The sequence below is a fragment of the Pedobacter foliorum genome (assembly GCF_013266735.1).
Lineage (GTDB): Bacteria > Bacteroidota > Bacteroidia > Sphingobacteriales > Sphingobacteriaceae > Pedobacter > Pedobacter foliorum.
In genome coordinates this window covers 339,885-357,252 of record NZ_JABSNU010000002.1, presented here as the reverse complement: position 1 = coordinate 357,252, position 17,368 = coordinate 339,885, and the positions used below count along the sequence as shown (strand labels likewise).

Here is a 17,368-nt window from a genome sequence, read left to right as displayed (position 1 = left end):
GAATCGCCATCCTGAATTTATTTCAGGATCTTGGAAGAGAAAGGAATTAAGCACTAAAATAAATGAACGAAAACCTTGATCCTTCTTCTGAAAGCCTAACTCCTATTGAACGTGATATAGAGAAAGTGCTGCGTCCACAAGCTTTTGAGGACTTTACGGGGCAAGAGAAAATCATGGAGAACCTTAAAATCTTTGTAAAAGCTGCAAAGTTAAGAGGAGAACCATTAGATCATGTTTTATTACACGGCCCTCCGGGTTTAGGCAAAACTACACTTTCGCACATCATTGCAAATGAAATGGGTGTAGGAATAAAGATAACTTCAGGCCCTGTTTTAGATAAACCAGGCGATCTTGCAGGATTACTTACTAATCTGGATACGGGAGATATTCTATTTATTGATGAGATACACAGATTAAGTCCACTTGTAGAAGAGTATTTATATTCTGCAATGGAGGATTTTAAGATTGATATCATGCTGGAAAGCGGACCTAATGCCCGTTCAGTACAAATTAGTCTGAATCCATTTACACTAGTGGGTGCAACAACCCGTTCGGGCTTATTAACAGCACCTTTAAGAGCAAGGTTTGGGATTAACTCAAGACTAGCCTATTATGATGCTAAATTACTTACGACGATTGTTTTAAGATCATCAGATATACTAAACACTCCAATTACTGAAGAAGGTGCATATGAAATAGCAAGGAGAAGTCGCGGTACCCCTCGTATTGCCAATGCACTATTAAGACGTACAAGAGATTTTGCTCAAATAAAAGGAAATGGCAAGATTGACACAGAAATTGCCCGCTATGCACTTAATGCTTTAAATGTTGATGAGCATGGTTTGGACGAAATGGATAATAAAATCCTAACCACCATTATTGATAAGTTTAAAGGTGGCCCTGTTGGCTTAAAAACAATTGCTACCGCAGTGGGTGATGATGAAGGAACGATTGAGGAGGTTTATGAACCTTTCCTTATACAAGAAGGTTTTCTAATGCGTACCTCTCGTGGTCGCGAAGCTACGGAAGCTGCGTATAAGCATTTGAAAAGAAATTTCCCTGGTCAAACAGGTAAACTATTTTAATCATCTTACTTCATTAGCCTTTAAAAAACAGCCAATAGATCAACAAAGCAACAACAAGGATGGGAATTATCCATTTTAATACCGGAGCGGCTCCGTTTTTATCATATTCATCTACTGCCTGACGTGATGGTCCCGGATCATCCTGATGCTTTGAATAATTCGTCTCTACTGGCTTATGAGGTTTTAGCGGCTCTTGCGAGTGTTTAACATCTTCATTATCCATAACAGTAAGTTTTAGTTACTTAATAAACAATTAAAGACCTTAAAGGTTTGATAAGCAAAGGTTATCTTTGCATTTCATGAACAGTAATTCGGCAAAATACAGCAAAATGATTAAGGATGAAGCCCTCCGATTAGGCTTCATGCAATGCGGTATTGCCAAAGCTGAATTCCTTGAAGATGAAGCACCAAGGCTCGAAAAGTGGCTTAACAATAATTACCATGGGGAAATGGCTTACATGGAAAATCACTTTGATAAACGTTTAGATCCCCGGTTACTGGTTGATGATTCAAAATCCGTAATATCATTAACACTGAACTATTTCCCTGAAGCGCAACAGACTGACCCTAATGCGCCAAAAATATCCAAATATGCTTATGGTACCGACTACCATTTGGTGATCAAGGATAAGCTGTTTCAACTGCTTAATTTTATTTCAGAAGAGATTGGTGAGGTTAGTGGTCGAGCTTTTGTAGACTCCGCCCCTGTTTTGGATCGTGCATGGGCAAAACGTGCCGGTATTGGATGGATTGGAAAAAACAGCAACCTGATTAGTAAAAAAAGCGGATCATTCTTCTTTCTGGCTGAACTTATTGTGGATTTAGAACTGGAATATGATAATGCTTTTGAAACAGACCATTGTGGTACATGCACTAAATGTATAGATGCCTGTCCTACTGATGCTATATTATCGCCATTTATTATTGATGCGAAGAAATGTATTTCTTACTTAACCATTGAGTTGAGAGACGAAATACCAAAAACGTTTAATGATAAAATGGAGAACTGGATGTTTGGATGTGATATTTGTCAGGATGTATGCCCATGGAACAGGTTTTCTGTACCCAATACTGAGCCGAAGTTTCAGCCTAATGAGAACCTGCTAAACATGAAACGTGAAGACTGGCTGGACATCACAGAGGATGTTTTTAAAAGCATATTCAAAAACTCGGCAGTTAAAAGAACTAAATTCAAAGGGCTTACAAGGAATATAGATTTCATAAAAAAACTACCCGAATAATTAATCCGGGTAGTTCTAAATAACTTATATTATTCGGGTCTCTCGACTATTTTCCGAACTTCATTTTTAACTGTTCCAACATATCATTTGTAACATCAACTGCAGGTTTTTCCTTTTTTGGCTGAGGTTTAAATACGGGTCTAGCCTGATTTGGAGTAGTAGGCTTACTAGCTACATTGGGTTGGGCTTGTTTAGGAGCCTGAGCCTGCTGACCTTGCTGTTGTTTTTCAATCTTTAATTTTTCTTTTTTTTTGTTCCATCTATCCCATATTTCACCTAACTTTTTCTTGGTGTATAAAGGAAAGTCACCTTGCTTCATCCAGGCATAGTAACTTGGCTCAATATCAAAAACCTGTTCTACTGTTTTACCTTTATGTTTTCCGAAATTGAAAGTTTCTTCATCATTTTCATTAAAAACCATTCTGCCGGCAAAATCAACAGGTTTATTCATATTGGTAAAAGTATGCAAAGCCTCTACATCATTCTGTACTGGTTTTGATATATTACCTTGCTTATCTTCGAACTCGGTATCTTTATAACGTTCAATCTGAGCTAATAAAACATGATAAGTAGCTGTAATATCAGCCTCTGCTGAATGCGCGTTAACGATATCTTTATCACAATAGAACTTATATGCAGCGCGTAATGTACGTTGTTCCATTTGATGGAATACATTCTGAACATCAACAAACTTTCTATCGTTCATATCAAAATCTACACCTGCTCTTAAAAACTCTTCAAGCAAAACAGGAATATCAAATCTGTTAGAGTTGTATCCGGCTAAATCAGCATCGCCAATAAAATCAGCAAGTTCTTGTGCTACATCTTTAAATGTTGGCTCATTAGCGATATCCTTATCATAAATTCCGTGAATTAATGATGACTGTAGTGGTATTGGCATTTCAGGATTAATACGTAAAGTTTTAATCTGTTCTGAGCCATCTGGCATAGCTTTTAGTATTGCAATTTCTACGATACGATCAGCACCAACATTAATTCCTGTAGTTTCTAGATCAAAAAAAGCAAGCGGACGATTTAAATTTAATTTCATTTTTAACATTTTGTAGCTTTTCAAAAGTCGTAAAAATCATCCATTAATCCTTAACTTAATTTGACAATCCGCTAAATTCAGAAACAAATGGTTTTAATGTATATTTTTATTTCCTTTGCTAAATCAATCTTATATAACAATATCGCTCCAGTATGAAACTCTTTTGTATTACCTTTCTTTTAACGTTTTTTTCGACCGCCTACCTACACGCACAGGACTTTGAATACGGCAAAATTACCGGAAGTGATGTTGAACTAAAAAATACCCGTCTAGATAGCACTGCCAATGCCATGGTAATCAAAGAATTTGGAACTGCTTCAGTACAACTTGATAATGCCACTGGAAAAACTTACATCGATTTTGAATACCACGTACGTATTAAAATTTTCAATAAAGAAGGTTTTAATCATGGAAATATTGTGATTCCTTTAAGGATATACCGTGATGGTGAAGATGAAATTAAAGAGTTAAAAGCCACAACAATCAACTTTACAGACGGAAAATTGGTTACTACAGAGCTTGATAAGAAAAAGGTATTTACTGAGAAAAGGAACAAATACGTTTCGCTTACAAAGTTTACCATGCCCAACCTGATGGATGGAAGTATTATAGAGTATAGCTATCGTATGAGCTTACCAAGCGTTTTCAATTTCAAAACCTGGGAGTTTCAATCTGATATACCAAAACTACACAGTGAATATATAGCCAATATTCCTGCGATGTACAACTACAATGTTTCATTAAGAGGAGTGCAAAAATTTGCCAAGCAAAATGCTGAATTAAAGAGAGAATGCCTTAGTATTAATGGAACTAAAATTGACTGCTCAAAAATGACTTACATCATGAAAGATGTTCCGGCTTTGATTGAAGAAGATTATATGACCGCCCCAAGCAACTTCAAATCAGCTATTTACTATGAACTTTCTGACTATGTGTTAATGAATGGGGGTAAAAAAAGTATCACTAAAACCTGGAAAGACGTTGATTATGAACTAGTATCGGAAAAAGCATTCGGGGATCAAATGAAGAGGAAAGATGTTTTCAAAGAGCTTCTTCCGCAGATAATAGGAAATGCCAGTGATGACCTTAGTAAAGCAAAAGCAATTTACACTTACATTGGAAAGAACATAAAAATGAATGGTTTTATTGGTATGTACAGTGAAACTAATATTAAAACTGCCTTAGAAAAACATTCAGGAAATACCGGAGATATTAACCTTGCTTTAATTGCAGCATTGAGTGCTGCAAATCTGGATGCTGAAGCCGTAATACTATCAACCAGGGCAAATGGAGTAGTTAATAATTTATATCCCGTGATCAGTGATTTTGATTATGTGGTTGCTAAAGTAAACATCGGCGATCAAAGTTACTTACTTGATGCATCTCAACCGCTATTACCTTTTGGCTTATTGCCATTGCAGTGTATAAATGGAAATGGCAGGGTTATAAATTTGAAAAAGCCTTCTTATTGGTATGATTTAAAAGCCAGTCAAAAGGAGTCGACAAAGTATATTTTGGATGGTGAATTAACCAGTGATGGGAAGCTAAAAGGTAAATTAACTACTTATTCATCGGGATATGCCGCGCTTAAAAAGCGCCAACGTATAGTAGCTGCCAACTCTGTTGATGAATATGTGGAGAAATTAGACGAGCAAATGCCTGGAATTAGCATACTTAAACACTCTATAGAAAATGTGGATAGTTTAGATAACCAGCTTGTTGAAATATATGAAATTGAGATGAAGGTATTCGACAATTTAAATGCTGACCAATCGTACTTCAACCCCTTCTTTATTGACCGTATCAGTAAAAATCCTTTCAATTTAAATGAAAGAACTTATCCGGTGGACTTAGGGGCAGCAAATGAAGAAAGAATTTCAATGATCATTAAACTCCCGGCCAATATTAGTGTTGCAGATAAGCCAAAAGATATGTCTCTAGCCCTTGCAGACAATGGTGGTAAGTACCTGACTTCAACAGCAATGCAAGATGATTCGTTTATCTTCAATCAAGTGCTCCAGTTTAACAAACCTATTTACGATTCTGAGGATTATTTATCGCTCAAGGAGTTTTATAGCCGAATTATACAAGTACAAAAAACCGATATTGTATTTAAAAAAACCAAGTAAATGCTAAAGAGATTATTAGTACTGATTTTGATTGCTGCTGCTTTTAATGGATATACACAGGAACAGCCTGATTATAACGTTGAAAACATTCCTTCTGCATTAAAAAGCAGAGCCAATGCCGTAATCAGAAATATGGAGACTACTGTTGACATGCGTGCTCCGGAAAATGTAATCCTTAATGTTAAAAAAGCAGTTACAATTCTGAATAAAAATGGAGAGCAAGCTGCAGGCCTGTATATTTTCTATAACAAGGCTACCTCCATTAAAAGTGCTAAAGGTATTATTATGGATGCTTTCGGAAAACCAACAGGTAAATTCTCATTAAGCAATTTCCTGGATGAAAGTGCTGCAAATGACTTTTCTCTATTTGAAGATGCACGGATTAAAAAATATGTTCCAAATGTTTTAGCCTATCCATATACCATTATCTACGAGTATGAAATAAGGTATAAACAAAACCTTATTATTCCCGATTGGTATGCCACCCCCTACTCTGATGTTTCTGTTGAGAAAAACACTTATACGTTTATTTCGAAACCTGATGATAAAATACGTGTAAAGGAGTATAATTATAAAGGTAGTCCTGAAGTAGAAAAAACAGATAAATTAACTAGTCGGACCTGGAAAGTAAATAACCTAAGTGCACTTAAGCGCGAACCTTACGCACCAGATCCGGACAATTACCTTACCTACGTAAAAATAGCGCCAGAGCAATTTACTTATTACGGGCATAAAGGAAATTACAGCAATTGGCAGGAATTAGGTAAGTGGGTTTATGATGATCTTGTAAAAACCAGGCAAACGCTTTCTCCTGACATCATTCAAGAAATGAACGATCTGGTAAAAGGATTAGATACTGATAAAGAGAAGGCAAAAAAGATTTATGAATATGTTCAAAAGAAAACAAGATATATCAGTGTACAAATTGGTATAGGTGGTTTTCAACCTTTTGAAGCTTCAGAAGTACACCGTGTTTCTTATGGCGATTGTAAAGCACTTGTAAACTACACACAGAGTTTGTTAAAGGCTGTGGGCATAAACAGTCTTTATTGCGTTGTATATGGCGATAGCTATAAAAAAAGTATGGATGTGGATTTTGCAAGTATGGACCAGGGTAATCATATTATTTTATGTGTACCACTTAAAAATGACACAACTTGGTTAGAATGTACCAGTCAGGACAGCCCGTTTGGTTATTTAGGTAGCTTTACTGATGACCGTATTGTGCTAGCCTGCACAGAAGAAGGAGGAAAACTGCTAAAAACGCCAGTATTAACTACCGCCGCCAGCTTATTAAAACGCAAAGCGGAACTTAATCTGGATAAGGATGGAAATATCAATGGTAAGCTTCAAACGAACTTTAGTGGTTCTCAATATGATAATTACCGCCGTATTATTGGCAAACCTACATCTGAACAATTGAAGCTGCTAAAGGAAGAATACGATATCGATAATATAGACTTCAGTAATCTTAAACTCACTCAAAAAAAAGACAGTAACCCGGTAACATCAGAATCATTAGATTTCACTATTCAGAAATATGCCCCCCGCACCAATAACCGAATTTATATGGTTCTTAATGCTTTCAATAAAACAAATTCAATTCCTGAAGTTAGAAATAGAACACTACCCGTATATGTAAACAGGGGGTTTACTGATGAAGATGAGATAGTTTACAATGTCCCCGATGGATATAGCATAGAAGCAAAACCTGAAGACCGAGAAATTAAGTCACCTTTTGGGAGTTATACTATAAAAGTAAAAATGGAAGGTAAAAAACTAACCTACAACAGGAAGTTCGTACTAAATAACGGAACATATCCTGCTGATACGTATGAAAACTTTATGCGCTTTTTTAGTGATGTAAGCAGTTCTGATAATGGCAAAGTAGTTTTTAAAACAGACTAGCTTAGAAAAATAATGCCTAACGCTATTCCGATAACCATAATCAAATACATTAATATTTCGGTTGTTGCAAAGCGCTTGTATTTGTTCCAGAAGGAATCTTGTTGTTCTGACATTGTTTAGTTTTTAAAAGAGCCTGCTTTAACCATTGCTTTTTGATAAGCAGGTAAACTTAAATCATCAACTACTACACCTCTGGTTGTAGAAGCATGAACAAAAAAAGTATCATTGAGATATATGCCAACATGATCAACTGCACCGCCACCAAAAGAGAAAAAGATAAGGTCTCCTTCTTTTAATTGGCTAATGCTCTTTTCTTTAATTGTTGTTGCTTGATCGCGTGATCTTCTTGGCAGGCTAATACCATAAATATCCTTTTGTAATAAAAAAGCAAAACCTGAGCAGTCAATTCCACCCTTATCCAATCCTCCAAGACGATACCTTACCCCTGTCCAGTCATTAATAAATCGGTACAATTGCTTGCTCTTTAAATGCGACATGGCATAAGCTACCTTAGAAGCTGAATTAGGGCTTACAGTTGGTTTTCTTGAACCACATGAAGACAACACAATTAACATAAGTATAAAAAGTATGCCTTTAATATTGTTCTTCTGTAGTTTCAAAATTATCATAGCCTTATTGTTTAATTATTCTTTGTATCTCATCAAGCTTTAAGAGCGCCTCAACCGGGGTAAGTATATTTACATCAAGGTTGTTAAGCGTATCTCTTATTTTTACTAAAACAGGATCATCAATGGCAAACATTTGTAACTGATAAGCCTGATTTTGAACCTTTTTAATGCTGTCTTTAATACTTTGACCTTCTGTTCTGTCTATTTCAAGCTTTTTAAGAATCTCATTTGCCCTGTTGATCAGTTTAGCAGGCATACCGGCCATTTTAGCAACATGAATACCAAAACTGTGCTCACTGCCACCCGGCACTAATTTACGTAAGAAAATCACCTTATTTGAGACCTCTTTAATGGATACATTAAAGTTTCTAATGCGGCTCATGGTATTTTCCAGCTCATTTAATTCATGATAGTGAGTGGCAAATAATGTTTTTGGTCGTGCGGTTGGATGCGTATGCAAAAACTCTGCAATTGCCCAAGCTATTGAAATACCGTCGTATGTACTTGTTCCTCTACCAATTTCATCAAGGAGAATTAAGCTGTTATCCGAAATGTTGTTTAGGATACTGGCCGTTTCATTCATTTCTACCATGAATGTACTCTCTCCAGAGGAAAGGTTATCAGAAGCACCTACCCTTGTAAAGATCTTATCAATTAACCCAATACTCGCAGCTTTAGCCGGCACAAAACAGCCCATTTGAGCCATTAATACAATTAGCCCTGTTTGTCTTAATATAGCGGACTTACCCGACATGTTGGGACCAGTAATGATAATGATCTGCTGAGTATCATTATCTAAGAACACATCATTGGTGATGTATTCTTCTCCTACAGGTAACCTTTTTTCAATTACCGGGTGTCTTCCACCTTTAATATCTAAAGCTTTTCCCGTGGTAATTTCAGGCTTTACATAGTGATTTTTAATCGCCAATTGAGCAAAGCACAACAACACATCTAGTTGTGCGATCTGAAAAGCATTTAATTGAATTTGCTTAATATATGCAGATACCTGATATACCAATTCATTGTATAAGCGAACTTCTATCTGCTGAATTTTTTCTTCGGCACCAAGTATCTGCTCTTCATACTCCTTTAGTTCAGGAGTAATATATCGCTCAGCACTTACAAGTGTTTGTTTTCTAATCCAGTCTGCAGGTACTTTATCTTTATGCGTATGGGTAACCTCTAAATAATATCCAAAAACATTATTAAAAGCTATTTTTAAAGAAGGTATACCAGTAATGGCTGCTTCTCTTTTTTGAATTTCAACTAAGTAATCTTTACCTCCAAAGGCTATTTTTCTAAGCCTATCCAGGTCTTCATCAATCCCATCAGCAATTACATTCCCCTTGATTAACAAAGCAGGTGGATCTTGCTGTAATTCTCTTTCGAGTTTTTCTCTGATGGTTAAACATGGATTTAATTGATCTGCAAGAACAGATAAGAAAGGGTTTTTCACCTCTTCAGCTATCTTTTTAACAGATTCTATATGATATAATGCTTTTTTTAACTGACAAAGCTCTCGAGGCCCTACTCTTTGTAGTCCTACTTTGGAAATCAATCTTTCCAAATCACCGATCTGCTTGATATGAGTTAAAAACTCATCTAAAAGAGATTCTTTTTTAATCAGAAATTCAACAACACCTAAACGCTCTTGAATAGGTTTTAATTCCTTTAGAGGCATTATGATCCATTTGTGTAACAAACGGGCACCCATTGGAGTTGATGTTTGATCAAGTACCTCAAAAAGCGTAACAGCATTATCGTTTGTAGAGCTAACCAACTCCAGGTTTCTAATCGTAAAACGATCTAACCATACGAACTTCTCTTCCTCTAAACGAGAAATTGATGAAATGTGTTTTAAATTGCGATGCTCAGTTTCGTTCAAATAATGAAGAACTACTCCCGCAGCAACAATCCCTGTTTGTAGTTTATCAACTCCAAATCCTTTTAAAGAGGTTACCTCAAAATGCTTGGTTAAAATTTCATTTGCGTAATCGCTGGTAAATGCCCAATCGTCTAAATGAAAAGTATAAAACTTGTCGCCAAAATTCTCAAGAAATTCTTTTCTTTTACTTTTCTGAAAAACGACTTCGTTTGGCTTAAAGCCTTGTAAAAGTTTATCTATATATTCCACATCTCCTTGTGCAACAAGAAATTCACCTGTCGAAATATCTGCAAAAGATACACCAATACTATTTTTATCAAAATAAACAGCGGCCAAATAATTGTTAGATTTTTGGCTTAAGATGTTATCGCTATAAGCTACACCAGGCGTTACCAATTCCGTAACACCTCTTTTAACAATTGTTTTTGTTGTTTTAGGATCTTCCAACTGGTCGCAAATTGCCACCCTTTGGCCTGCTCTAACCAACTTTGAAAGATAATTATCTAATGAATGATGTGGGAAGCCCGCTAATTCTAAAGCACCATTTGGGCCTGTACCTCTTCTGGTAAGTACAATACCTAATATCTGTGATGTTTTAACTGCATCCTCGCCAAATGTTTCATAGAAATCGCCAACCCTAAACAGTAATAATGCGCCCGGATACTTTGCTTTAATAGCATTGTATTGCTGCATTAACGGGGTTTCTTTAGTATTATCTTTAGCCAAAATGATTCTGTTTACAAAATCGTAAAGATACTATCTTGATATATAGGCTTTATGATTTGTTGAAAATTTAAAAAATGTTTATAGGTTTAAAGTTTAGCAATATAGGATAGGAATAAATCCAATGCTTCTCTTTTCTTATCTGTGAGATCGAAATCGAGTTTGTGGAATAGATAATCGTCTAAATCAAAATCATCGCGAACAGGTAAGTCTTTTAATAATTCAGATCGGTGACCTAAGCCAAAGGCTAGTGCTTTATTAAATTCATCAATAAAGGATTGAGGAATAGTTTTATTGGCGACCCATGCTGCGTAAACAAACGGCAAGCCAGTAAAGGTCATCCATTCTTCTCCCATATCATAAGCAAACTGATAATCAGTTTTTTTACCAAAAGTTCTGTCGCCTATTAAAACTATAGCATCCGTTTTAGCATTGATATCGGTTGTAAATTCGATATCTTGTTTCCAGTGAAACTTCAACAATACTTTTGCAAGATTATTTGAGGTACGAGAATGGCTATCTAACCTTACGGTTTTAATTTCTGAAATGGCAACATCACTAAAAATAAATACCGAGTTCACTGCTCCAACTGAACCAATACAATAGTTTGCTACAATATTGGCATTAGGCACGTATGGTATAGCTGCCACAGGAATTAAACCTATATCAACCTGATTATTAATTAATTTTGCTGCACAATCTGATGGGATATCTAAACTTAGATCTATCTTACTTAAAATTTCCGAATGCTCAATTCCGTAAATGAAGGGCTTAGTATTTGTATAGGAAACTGCAGATATTTTAATATTACTCAATGGAATTATTTTAAATGGTCGGTATTATTGAACTCAATGATATTAAATTCATCGCCTGTAAGTTCAACTTTATAAAGTGTAGTATTTTGATGAGGAAAATCTCCCATTTCTGACAAAGGCTTGTTCATAAGTAAACAGAGCAATAAACGCATTGCACGGCCATGCATGCAAATTAAGATTAGCTTTTCATCTTTTCTGGATTTGATAAGATCCATCGCTTCTTTAAGCCTAACCAACACTTGATTAGGACTCTCTCCTCCTTCAAAATGAGCATCATAATCGCCATCATTCCATGCCTGTACAATCGCTTTAAATGCAGCCATTGCATTATCATCATTAGGTTTACCTTCCCATTTACCCCATGCAAGCTCATCTAAACCAGCCACTTGTTTCCATGGAGTACCAGCATCAATAAACCCTTGAACTGTTTGATGTGTACGCTTTAGTTTTGAGGTATAAACTTTTTCAAAAGGCACATCTTTATACATTGCGTAAAAAGCAGCGGCCTGACTCCTTCCGGTATCGTTAAGATCGCTATTAATTCCCCGGCCTTGTACAATTCCTAATTTATTTAATTCCGTTTCACCATGTCTGATGATGTATATTTCCTTATCCATTAGTTAATTACAGGTAATTTGTAGTACTGAGGCTTCACTTCATTCTCAAAAACGAAATCGGTATAATCTGTTACCACATTATATAGAGTATCTCTTTCTATCGGCTTGCGTTTTACCTGTTTTATGAGATTTACAAGATCTTGGGTACTCATTGCAGGATGTTGCTCCTCTGCACCGGCCATTGAGTAAATTTTGGTGGTATCATCAAGTGTACCATCTATGTCATCTACTCCAAAGTTCAGTGAAAGCTGAGCTGTTTGTCGGCTAATCATTGCCCAATAAGCTTTTATGTGATCAAAGTTATCCATGTAAATACGCGCAATTGCATAATTTCTCAGGTCTTCAATTACAGATACCTCAGGTACGTTACTCATTTGATTGTGCTGATTTCTGAACTTTAGTGGGATAAAAGTTTGGAAGCCTCCTGTCCTATCTTGCAATTGGCGTAATTGTTCCATATGATCTACACGATGTTCATATTTTTCGATATGACCGTATAGCATCGTTGCGTTAGAACGCATCCCTAACTTATGCCATTCTTCGTGTATAGCCAACCATTGTTCGCCGGTACATTTATCTTTAGATATAAGGTCTCTAACTTCAGGATGAAAAATCTCTGCTCCTCCACCAGGAATTGACTCCAATCCGGCTTCTTTCATTAACCTCATACCAGTGGCGTAGTCAATTTTAGCCTTCTTAAATATATAATGATATTCTACAGGAGTTAGTGCTTTAACATGAAGTTCAGGGCGGTGTTTTTTTATTGCAGTAAATAAAGCTGAATAAAAAGCAACATCATATTGAGGTAAAACCCCTCCTACAATGTGTACTTCGGTAACAGGTTCATCATCATACTTTTTAACAACGTCGAGCATCTCTTGCATTGTTAATGCCCAGCCTTCTTCTTTCTGTTTAATTAAGCGGGAATATGAACAAAATTTACAATCGTAAACACAAAGGTTAGTCGGCTCTAAATGAAAGTTACGGTTAAAATAAGTCTTATCACCGTGCTTTTGTTCTCTTATATAGTTAGCCAAAGTACCTAGGTAACCCAATTCGGCATGTTCATAAAGATAAACACCCTCGTCAAAAGTAATCCGTTCTTGATTTTGTACCTTTTGTGCAATTGATTTAAGTGCCTCAGGAAGATCTGGATCGTTTAAAATCAGAGCTAGTTTTGAAGTAGTATCCATTTATAACGTATAATGAACAAAAGTAAGATAAAATCAACAGATAACCCCTTTTTAAGGGATATTACCTGTCAGGGTTATGTAAAGAGCGCTAACCAATTTTTACTTTACAATTCTATTTATCAAATCATTTAGCTGCTTGTCAGACAGTTGCTGAGGCGCATACATTTCCTGGTCCTCCGTCCACGCTTTATCCATTTTAAAGTAGTCGACTATTGGAGCTTCCGGATCGCTCATTTTTGCCAGTTCCTGTTCTGTGAACTTTTTCCAGCGGGATAAATATAATGAACCTAGCAAACCGCTCCACTCTTTATGAGCATACTCATGAAGATCTGTTGCCGCATTATAATCCGGCCCCCAGTAGGTGATTTGAATTTTAGCATTTTTTATAGCATTGGCTTTGTCTTCAGCCGTATTGCCAAAATTCAAGGCTTGCTTTAGCCATGTATTTAATGAAAAATATTTTGATGAACTCAATAAAGAATCTTGTTGAAGAATCAACTGCTGAAATTTATCACTGCTTTTTTTAAATTTCACTGCATCCTTAGCTTTAATGGCATCTGTCATTTCCAGATAAACCTCATCACCAATATTAGCCTGCAACTGTCTTACAAAGTCTATTTTATCAACCTGATATGTTTCATTGTCCTTAAAATCATTGGACGCTGCTACGAAAAGTTTAACGGCCTCTTTAAACTTGGCCGGATCATAGTTTCTTTTCCTAGTTCCCCACGAAGAAACGCTTTTAATATCAATACCTGGTCTGGCACAGAATATCGATTCAGAAGGTCCTTCCTGATAAATATCAGGGCTGCTATAAGCTGTTTCCAATAACAATTGCCAAGCTTTCTCTAATGTCGGTGTGGTTTTTCCATAACGGAAAGCCTGATATTTTTTAATCCATTGCTTAACATCTACACGCTCCTTATGCCATCCAAGCTCAAGCATCAGGTCAAACGTAACCGGATTATTGTAAATACCTTCAGGTATAATTCCAACGCCTTTTAAAAAGGTTCCGTATTGACTGTTTTTAGCGCGGTAAACCTCATCAGCAAATCGTTGAAGTTTTCCATACAGACCATTCTTTTCACCAAAATTACTTACGTTGCTCCAAACAAAAGGAGTTCCATTATAACCTTTACGCTTTTCCCAGTTGTTGGTATTTTCTCCAAACAACTCTATCACAAGTGTTTTTTTTCTATTTAATCCGTCTAGCAATTTAGGAGAAGGATTTTCCTGCCAGCCTTGCAACACCCAGGTACTACCCGGAAAATTATCCTGCATTACTTTTTGTATTGCTGCGGCCGATGTAGTTACATCAGTTCCTTTTGAACTGCCTCCCTCATGAAAAGGATCCCCACCAAAATAACGCAGTTCTCTTCCATACAATGTCTTCATTTCATTGTAGTAAATATCTGCTAGCTTCGAAAAAGCAGGATCTTCAGTTAAAAGAAAGTCGGGGCGCTGAAAGCCGCCAGCCCATTTACCTTGCTCAATTACTTTGATGTCCATTTTAGTTTTTAAGGAAGTTGGTATCATTCCATAAAAACCATGCATTAAGGGTTCTATTTCAAGCTCTTTCATCCTTTTAAGGATTTTCTGTTGAAGCTTTGCCTGCTGATCTATAAAATTTTGACTAACCGGACCACCCCAACCTTCAAGATTCCCCATTAACCACCATGCGCTAAAGGCAGGTCCTGCAATAAAATCAAGCGTTTCCTTCTCTGAATAACCCAGCTTTCTTAAAGTATTTTGCCATACCGCCTCCATACCAACTGGGGCCAACATCAAATTTACTCCATTTAAAGCCATCCAATCCAGCTCTCTTTCCCAGTCTTCCCATTTATAAAAACTCATCGAGTAATTTATGGTACAGTAGTTTAATGCATAGCGAACTGGATACGGCGAAACAATTCTTATTTTCTGCTTAATTACAGGAAGCTTTGTTACCGACGAAAGATTATCTCCAAAATGAGACATACTTCGATTACAATAGTATTTTAAGTACCAATTTAAAGCAGATGATGCTGCACTGGAGCTTGATGCTCCAATATGTATTTTATTGTTTCGCATGGAAAGCTCGAAGACTTCATTCCAATTGTCGGACGGGATTATACTAAATGACAAAGATGAAGCTAACCATGGCACTCTTCTCTCGGCAATTTGTTTAACCGACTGATAAGTTTGGGCTTTTAGTGAAAAGAACGAGCCTATTGTAAGTAAGGCAACTAAAAAAGACTTTGTTTTTAAAGAGAAATGATTCATTTATATAGCTTAAAAAGTATCATACTTTACTAAAAAGCAAAACATGAGGTTTAGATGGGATAAATTTAGTAAAACCAAGCAAATTATGTGCTTACAAATATTTTTAAACTTATCTTAACCTAAAAGAAGATGTCCAAAAAGGTTTAATTACCATTTGATTCTGCCGATCGCTATTCTGAATTTATTTCAGAATAGCGATCCCTACTTTTTGGACACCTGATTTTTACTTATCCCACCACACCCTTGATGTTAGGGCATCACCACCATTTAATCTAGTAACTGCAGCTTTGTAGTTCTCAGGATTATTCAAAGCTTCAGATGATAGGTATATCATTCTTCTGGGGATGGTTCCGTTAGTTACATTACCGATATACTTAACAGGTATCAATTTAGGGTAGTCTGATCTTTTCCAATTTAACCACGATTCAATAAAATTAAAGTTGGTGCCTGTAGCCACCCAATACTGGGTATTAATTTGATCAAGGGCTATTTCCAGATCAGATTGGTTTAGCGGATGCTCATTTACATAGGCGTTAATGATTTCAGGGGCAATTTCAGCCTGTACATCTTGCTGCTCCATTGATTGTAATGCGCCTCTAAGACCATTTGAATAATGTTGAGCCGCAGTGCCGGAAACATTCCAACCCTTCAGCTTTGCCTCAGATAGTAAAAATTCTGTTTCGGCATATGTTATGATAAAAATCGGTCCTCCAAGTTTCAAGTACACAGAGGTTCTTGGTCTTGAATATTTACCTAGTGGAGCAAAATCAGCACCTGAACCTGTTCCCCCGGGATACAATGGATGTTTACTAATATCCGTATTTCCTCCAAGCAAATCATATCCATTGGGTAGCCCGATTTGAGCTGATGCATCTGTATTTCCTGAAAATGTTTGGTTTATATTTTTTGCAAGACCATCCTGAGGAATCTCAGCTATTACCCCCAATCTTGGATCTCCGGTATCTCTTAGGTAATCAATTAAGGTTTTGCTCCATTTTACTTCAATATAATCTGAAAACACACGTAATGCAGCTGAAGTGCTATTTTGGCTACCTGAGCTAGCAGCATCCGTCATGAGAATTGCATTGTCGTTTGCATCAGAAAAAGCATGAGCCGCGGCTTTTTCAACCCATAGCCGAGCGATATCTGGTCGAACTTTACTTAATCTCATTGCCACCCGTATCATTAAAGCATAGCCAAACTTTTTCCATTTATTAATGTCTCCGTTGTAAAGCAGATCGGCGGTTGGCCTGGGCTTTTCAGGGTTCAAATTTGCAATGGCTTTTTCTAAATCTAATAACATGGAGTTGTAGATATCTTCCTGTTTATCATACAAAGGGTATTTAATCCCTTGCCTGGCTTTTGCAGCTTCACTATAAGGTATATCTCCATAAGTATCGGTTATTCTTTGTAAAATTAACACAAACATCATATCGCCAATACTGATTAGGTTTGAATATTTATCAGCATCTTTTTCAGTTGCAAGTCGCTGCATTTCTCTTATTGTAGAGGCTTCTGCATAGCCCTCCTCAAAAATCCTTCCTTGATAATCAGTAAAGCTCGCTACATTTAGGTATTTATCTCCGTTATTATAGTAGTAATAAGTAGATGCAAGTAACTGCACCATTGTGCTTTGATAAAGCAACTGATAATAACCTTTATTTGCGAATTTTAACTGTGCTGTTGAAAGTAGGTTATTGGGATCATAACTTGAAGCATTAGATTTTGTTGGATCATTATTTATTTTATCCAACTGTTCTTTACTGCAGCTAAAAATAATTATCATAATTAAAATCAATGGAAGAATAATTGCTTTTTTCATAGCGT

Annotated in this window: 13 protein-coding genes; 4 read left to right on the top strand and 9 right to left on the bottom strand. The window is 36.4% G+C overall.

Translation table 11 applies throughout. From position 1 onward, the window contains the following. Positions 1-62 precede the first annotated feature (62 nt). Entirely contained in the window at positions 63-1,085 is a 1,023-nt protein-coding gene (ruvB, locus tag HQN83_RS05305) for a Holliday junction branch migration DNA helicase RuvB (protein ID WP_173089295.1), read from the top strand. A gap of 13 nt (positions 1,086-1,098) precedes the next feature. Here ruvB and HQN83_RS05300 read toward each other — a convergent pair whose 3' ends face one another. Further along, the gene (locus tag HQN83_RS05300; RefSeq protein WP_173089294.1) at positions 1,099-1,308 is read right to left on the bottom strand and encodes a hypothetical protein; all 210 of its coding nucleotides are present in this window, start codon (positions 1,306-1,308) and stop codon (positions 1,099-1,101) included. Positions 1,309-1,384: 76 nt separating this feature from the next. On the opposite strand from HQN83_RS05300, the gene queG reads away from it, so the two are divergent. Next, positions 1,385-2,326, top strand: coding sequence for a tRNA epoxyqueuosine(34) reductase QueG (gene queG, locus HQN83_RS05295; RefSeq protein ID WP_173089293.1), 942 nt, complete (start codon positions 1,385-1,387; stop codon positions 2,324-2,326). A gap of 46 nt (positions 2,327-2,372) precedes the next feature. Here the strand turns inward: queG and HQN83_RS05290 are convergent, their stop codons facing one another. Continuing rightward, on the bottom strand, positions 2,373-3,377 hold the full coding sequence (locus HQN83_RS05290) for a 3'-5' exonuclease (protein WP_173089292.1): 1,005 nt from the start codon (positions 3,375-3,377) through the stop codon (positions 2,373-2,375). 152 nt (positions 3,378-3,529) lie between these two features. On the opposite strand from HQN83_RS05290, the gene HQN83_RS05285 reads away from it, so the two are divergent. Both HQN83_RS05285 and HQN83_RS05280 read left to right on the top strand, forming a co-directional pair. Next, positions 3,530-5,506, top strand: a complete 1,977-nt coding sequence (locus HQN83_RS05285; protein ID WP_173089291.1) for a DUF3857 domain-containing protein — start codon at positions 3,530-3,532, stop codon at positions 5,504-5,506. Further along, the gene (locus HQN83_RS05280; RefSeq protein WP_173089290.1) at positions 5,507-7,414 is read left to right on the top strand and encodes a DUF3857 domain-containing protein; all 1,908 of its coding nucleotides are present in this window, start codon (positions 5,507-5,509) and stop codon (positions 7,412-7,414) included. 116 nt (positions 7,415-7,530) lie between these two features. Here the strand turns inward: HQN83_RS05280 and HQN83_RS05275 are convergent, their stop codons facing one another. The 7 genes from HQN83_RS05275 to HQN83_RS05245 form a co-directional block, all read right to left on the bottom strand. Then, positions 7,531-8,043, bottom strand: a complete 513-nt coding sequence (locus tag HQN83_RS05275) for a C40 family peptidase (RefSeq protein ID WP_173089289.1) — start codon at positions 8,041-8,043, stop codon at positions 7,531-7,533. 4 nt (positions 8,044-8,047) lie between these two features. Continuing rightward, on the bottom strand, positions 8,048-10,657 hold the full coding sequence (mutS, locus tag HQN83_RS05270) for a DNA mismatch repair protein MutS (protein ID WP_217277333.1): 2,610 nt from the start codon (positions 10,655-10,657) through the stop codon (positions 8,048-8,050). 86 nt (positions 10,658-10,743) lie between these two features. After that, positions 10,744-11,469: a menaquinone biosynthetic enzyme MqnA/MqnD family protein gene (locus tag HQN83_RS05265; protein WP_173089288.1), complete on the bottom strand. Its 726-nt coding sequence runs from the start codon at positions 11,467-11,469 to the stop codon at positions 10,744-10,746. A gap of 5 nt (positions 11,470-11,474) precedes the next feature. After that, a complete protein-coding gene (locus tag HQN83_RS05260) occupies positions 11,475-12,086 on the bottom strand; it encodes a histidine phosphatase family protein (protein ID WP_173089287.1) in 612 nt (203 codons plus the stop codon). Beyond that, a complete protein-coding gene (gene mqnE / locus HQN83_RS05255; protein WP_173089286.1) occupies positions 12,086-13,279 on the bottom strand; it encodes an aminofutalosine synthase MqnE in 1,194 nt (397 codons plus the stop codon). The genes HQN83_RS05260 and mqnE overlap by 1 nt, the downstream gene beginning before the upstream one ends. A 99-nt stretch (positions 13,280-13,378) precedes the next feature. After that, positions 13,379-15,541, bottom strand: coding sequence for an alpha-N-acetylglucosaminidase (locus HQN83_RS05250; RefSeq protein ID WP_173089285.1), 2,163 nt, complete (start codon positions 15,539-15,541; stop codon positions 13,379-13,381). A 223-nt stretch (positions 15,542-15,764) separates the two neighbouring features. Further along, complete coding sequence (locus HQN83_RS05245; RefSeq protein WP_173089284.1) at positions 15,765-17,363, bottom strand: SusD/RagB family nutrient-binding outer membrane lipoprotein; 1,599 nt, start codon at positions 17,361-17,363, stop codon at positions 15,765-15,767. Positions 17,364-17,368: the final 5 nt, after the last annotated feature.

What these genes read in the sequence shown, in the direction of transcription:
- ruvB (WP_173089295.1), top strand. Translation starts at nt 63, where the DNA reads ATGAACGAAAACCTTGATCCTTCTTCTGAAAGCCTAACTCCTATTGAA.
- HQN83_RS05300 (WP_173089294.1), bottom strand. Translation starts at nt 1,308, where the DNA reads ATGGATAATGAAGATGTTAAACACTCGCAAGAGCCGCTAAAACCTCAT.
- queG (WP_173089293.1), top strand. Translation starts at nt 1,385, where the DNA reads ATGAACAGTAATTCGGCAAAATACAGCAAAATGATTAAGGATGAAGCC.
- HQN83_RS05290 (WP_173089292.1), bottom strand. Translation starts at nt 3,377, where the DNA reads ATGAAATTAAATTTAAATCGTCCGCTTGCTTTTTTTGATCTAGAAACT.
- HQN83_RS05285 (WP_173089291.1), top strand. Translation starts at nt 3,530, where the DNA reads ATGAAACTCTTTTGTATTACCTTTCTTTTAACGTTTTTTTCGACCGCC.
- HQN83_RS05280 (WP_173089290.1), top strand. Translation starts at nt 5,507, where the DNA reads ATGCTAAAGAGATTATTAGTACTGATTTTGATTGCTGCTGCTTTTAAT.
- HQN83_RS05275 (WP_173089289.1), bottom strand. Translation starts at nt 8,043, where the DNA reads ATGATAATTTTGAAACTACAGAAGAACAATATTAAAGGCATACTTTTT.
- HQN83_RS05260 (WP_173089287.1), bottom strand. Translation starts at nt 12,086, where the DNA reads ATGGATAAGGAAATATACATCATCAGACATGGTGAAACGGAATTAAAT.
- mqnE (WP_173089286.1), bottom strand. Translation starts at nt 13,279, where the DNA reads ATGGATACTACTTCAAAACTAGCTCTGATTTTAAACGATCCAGATCTT.
- HQN83_RS05250 (WP_173089285.1), bottom strand. Translation starts at nt 15,541, where the DNA reads ATGAATCATTTCTCTTTAAAAACAAAGTCTTTTTTAGTTGCCTTACTT.
- HQN83_RS05245 (WP_173089284.1), bottom strand. Translation starts at nt 17,363, where the DNA reads ATGAAAAAAGCAATTATTCTTCCATTGATTTTAATTATGATAATTATT.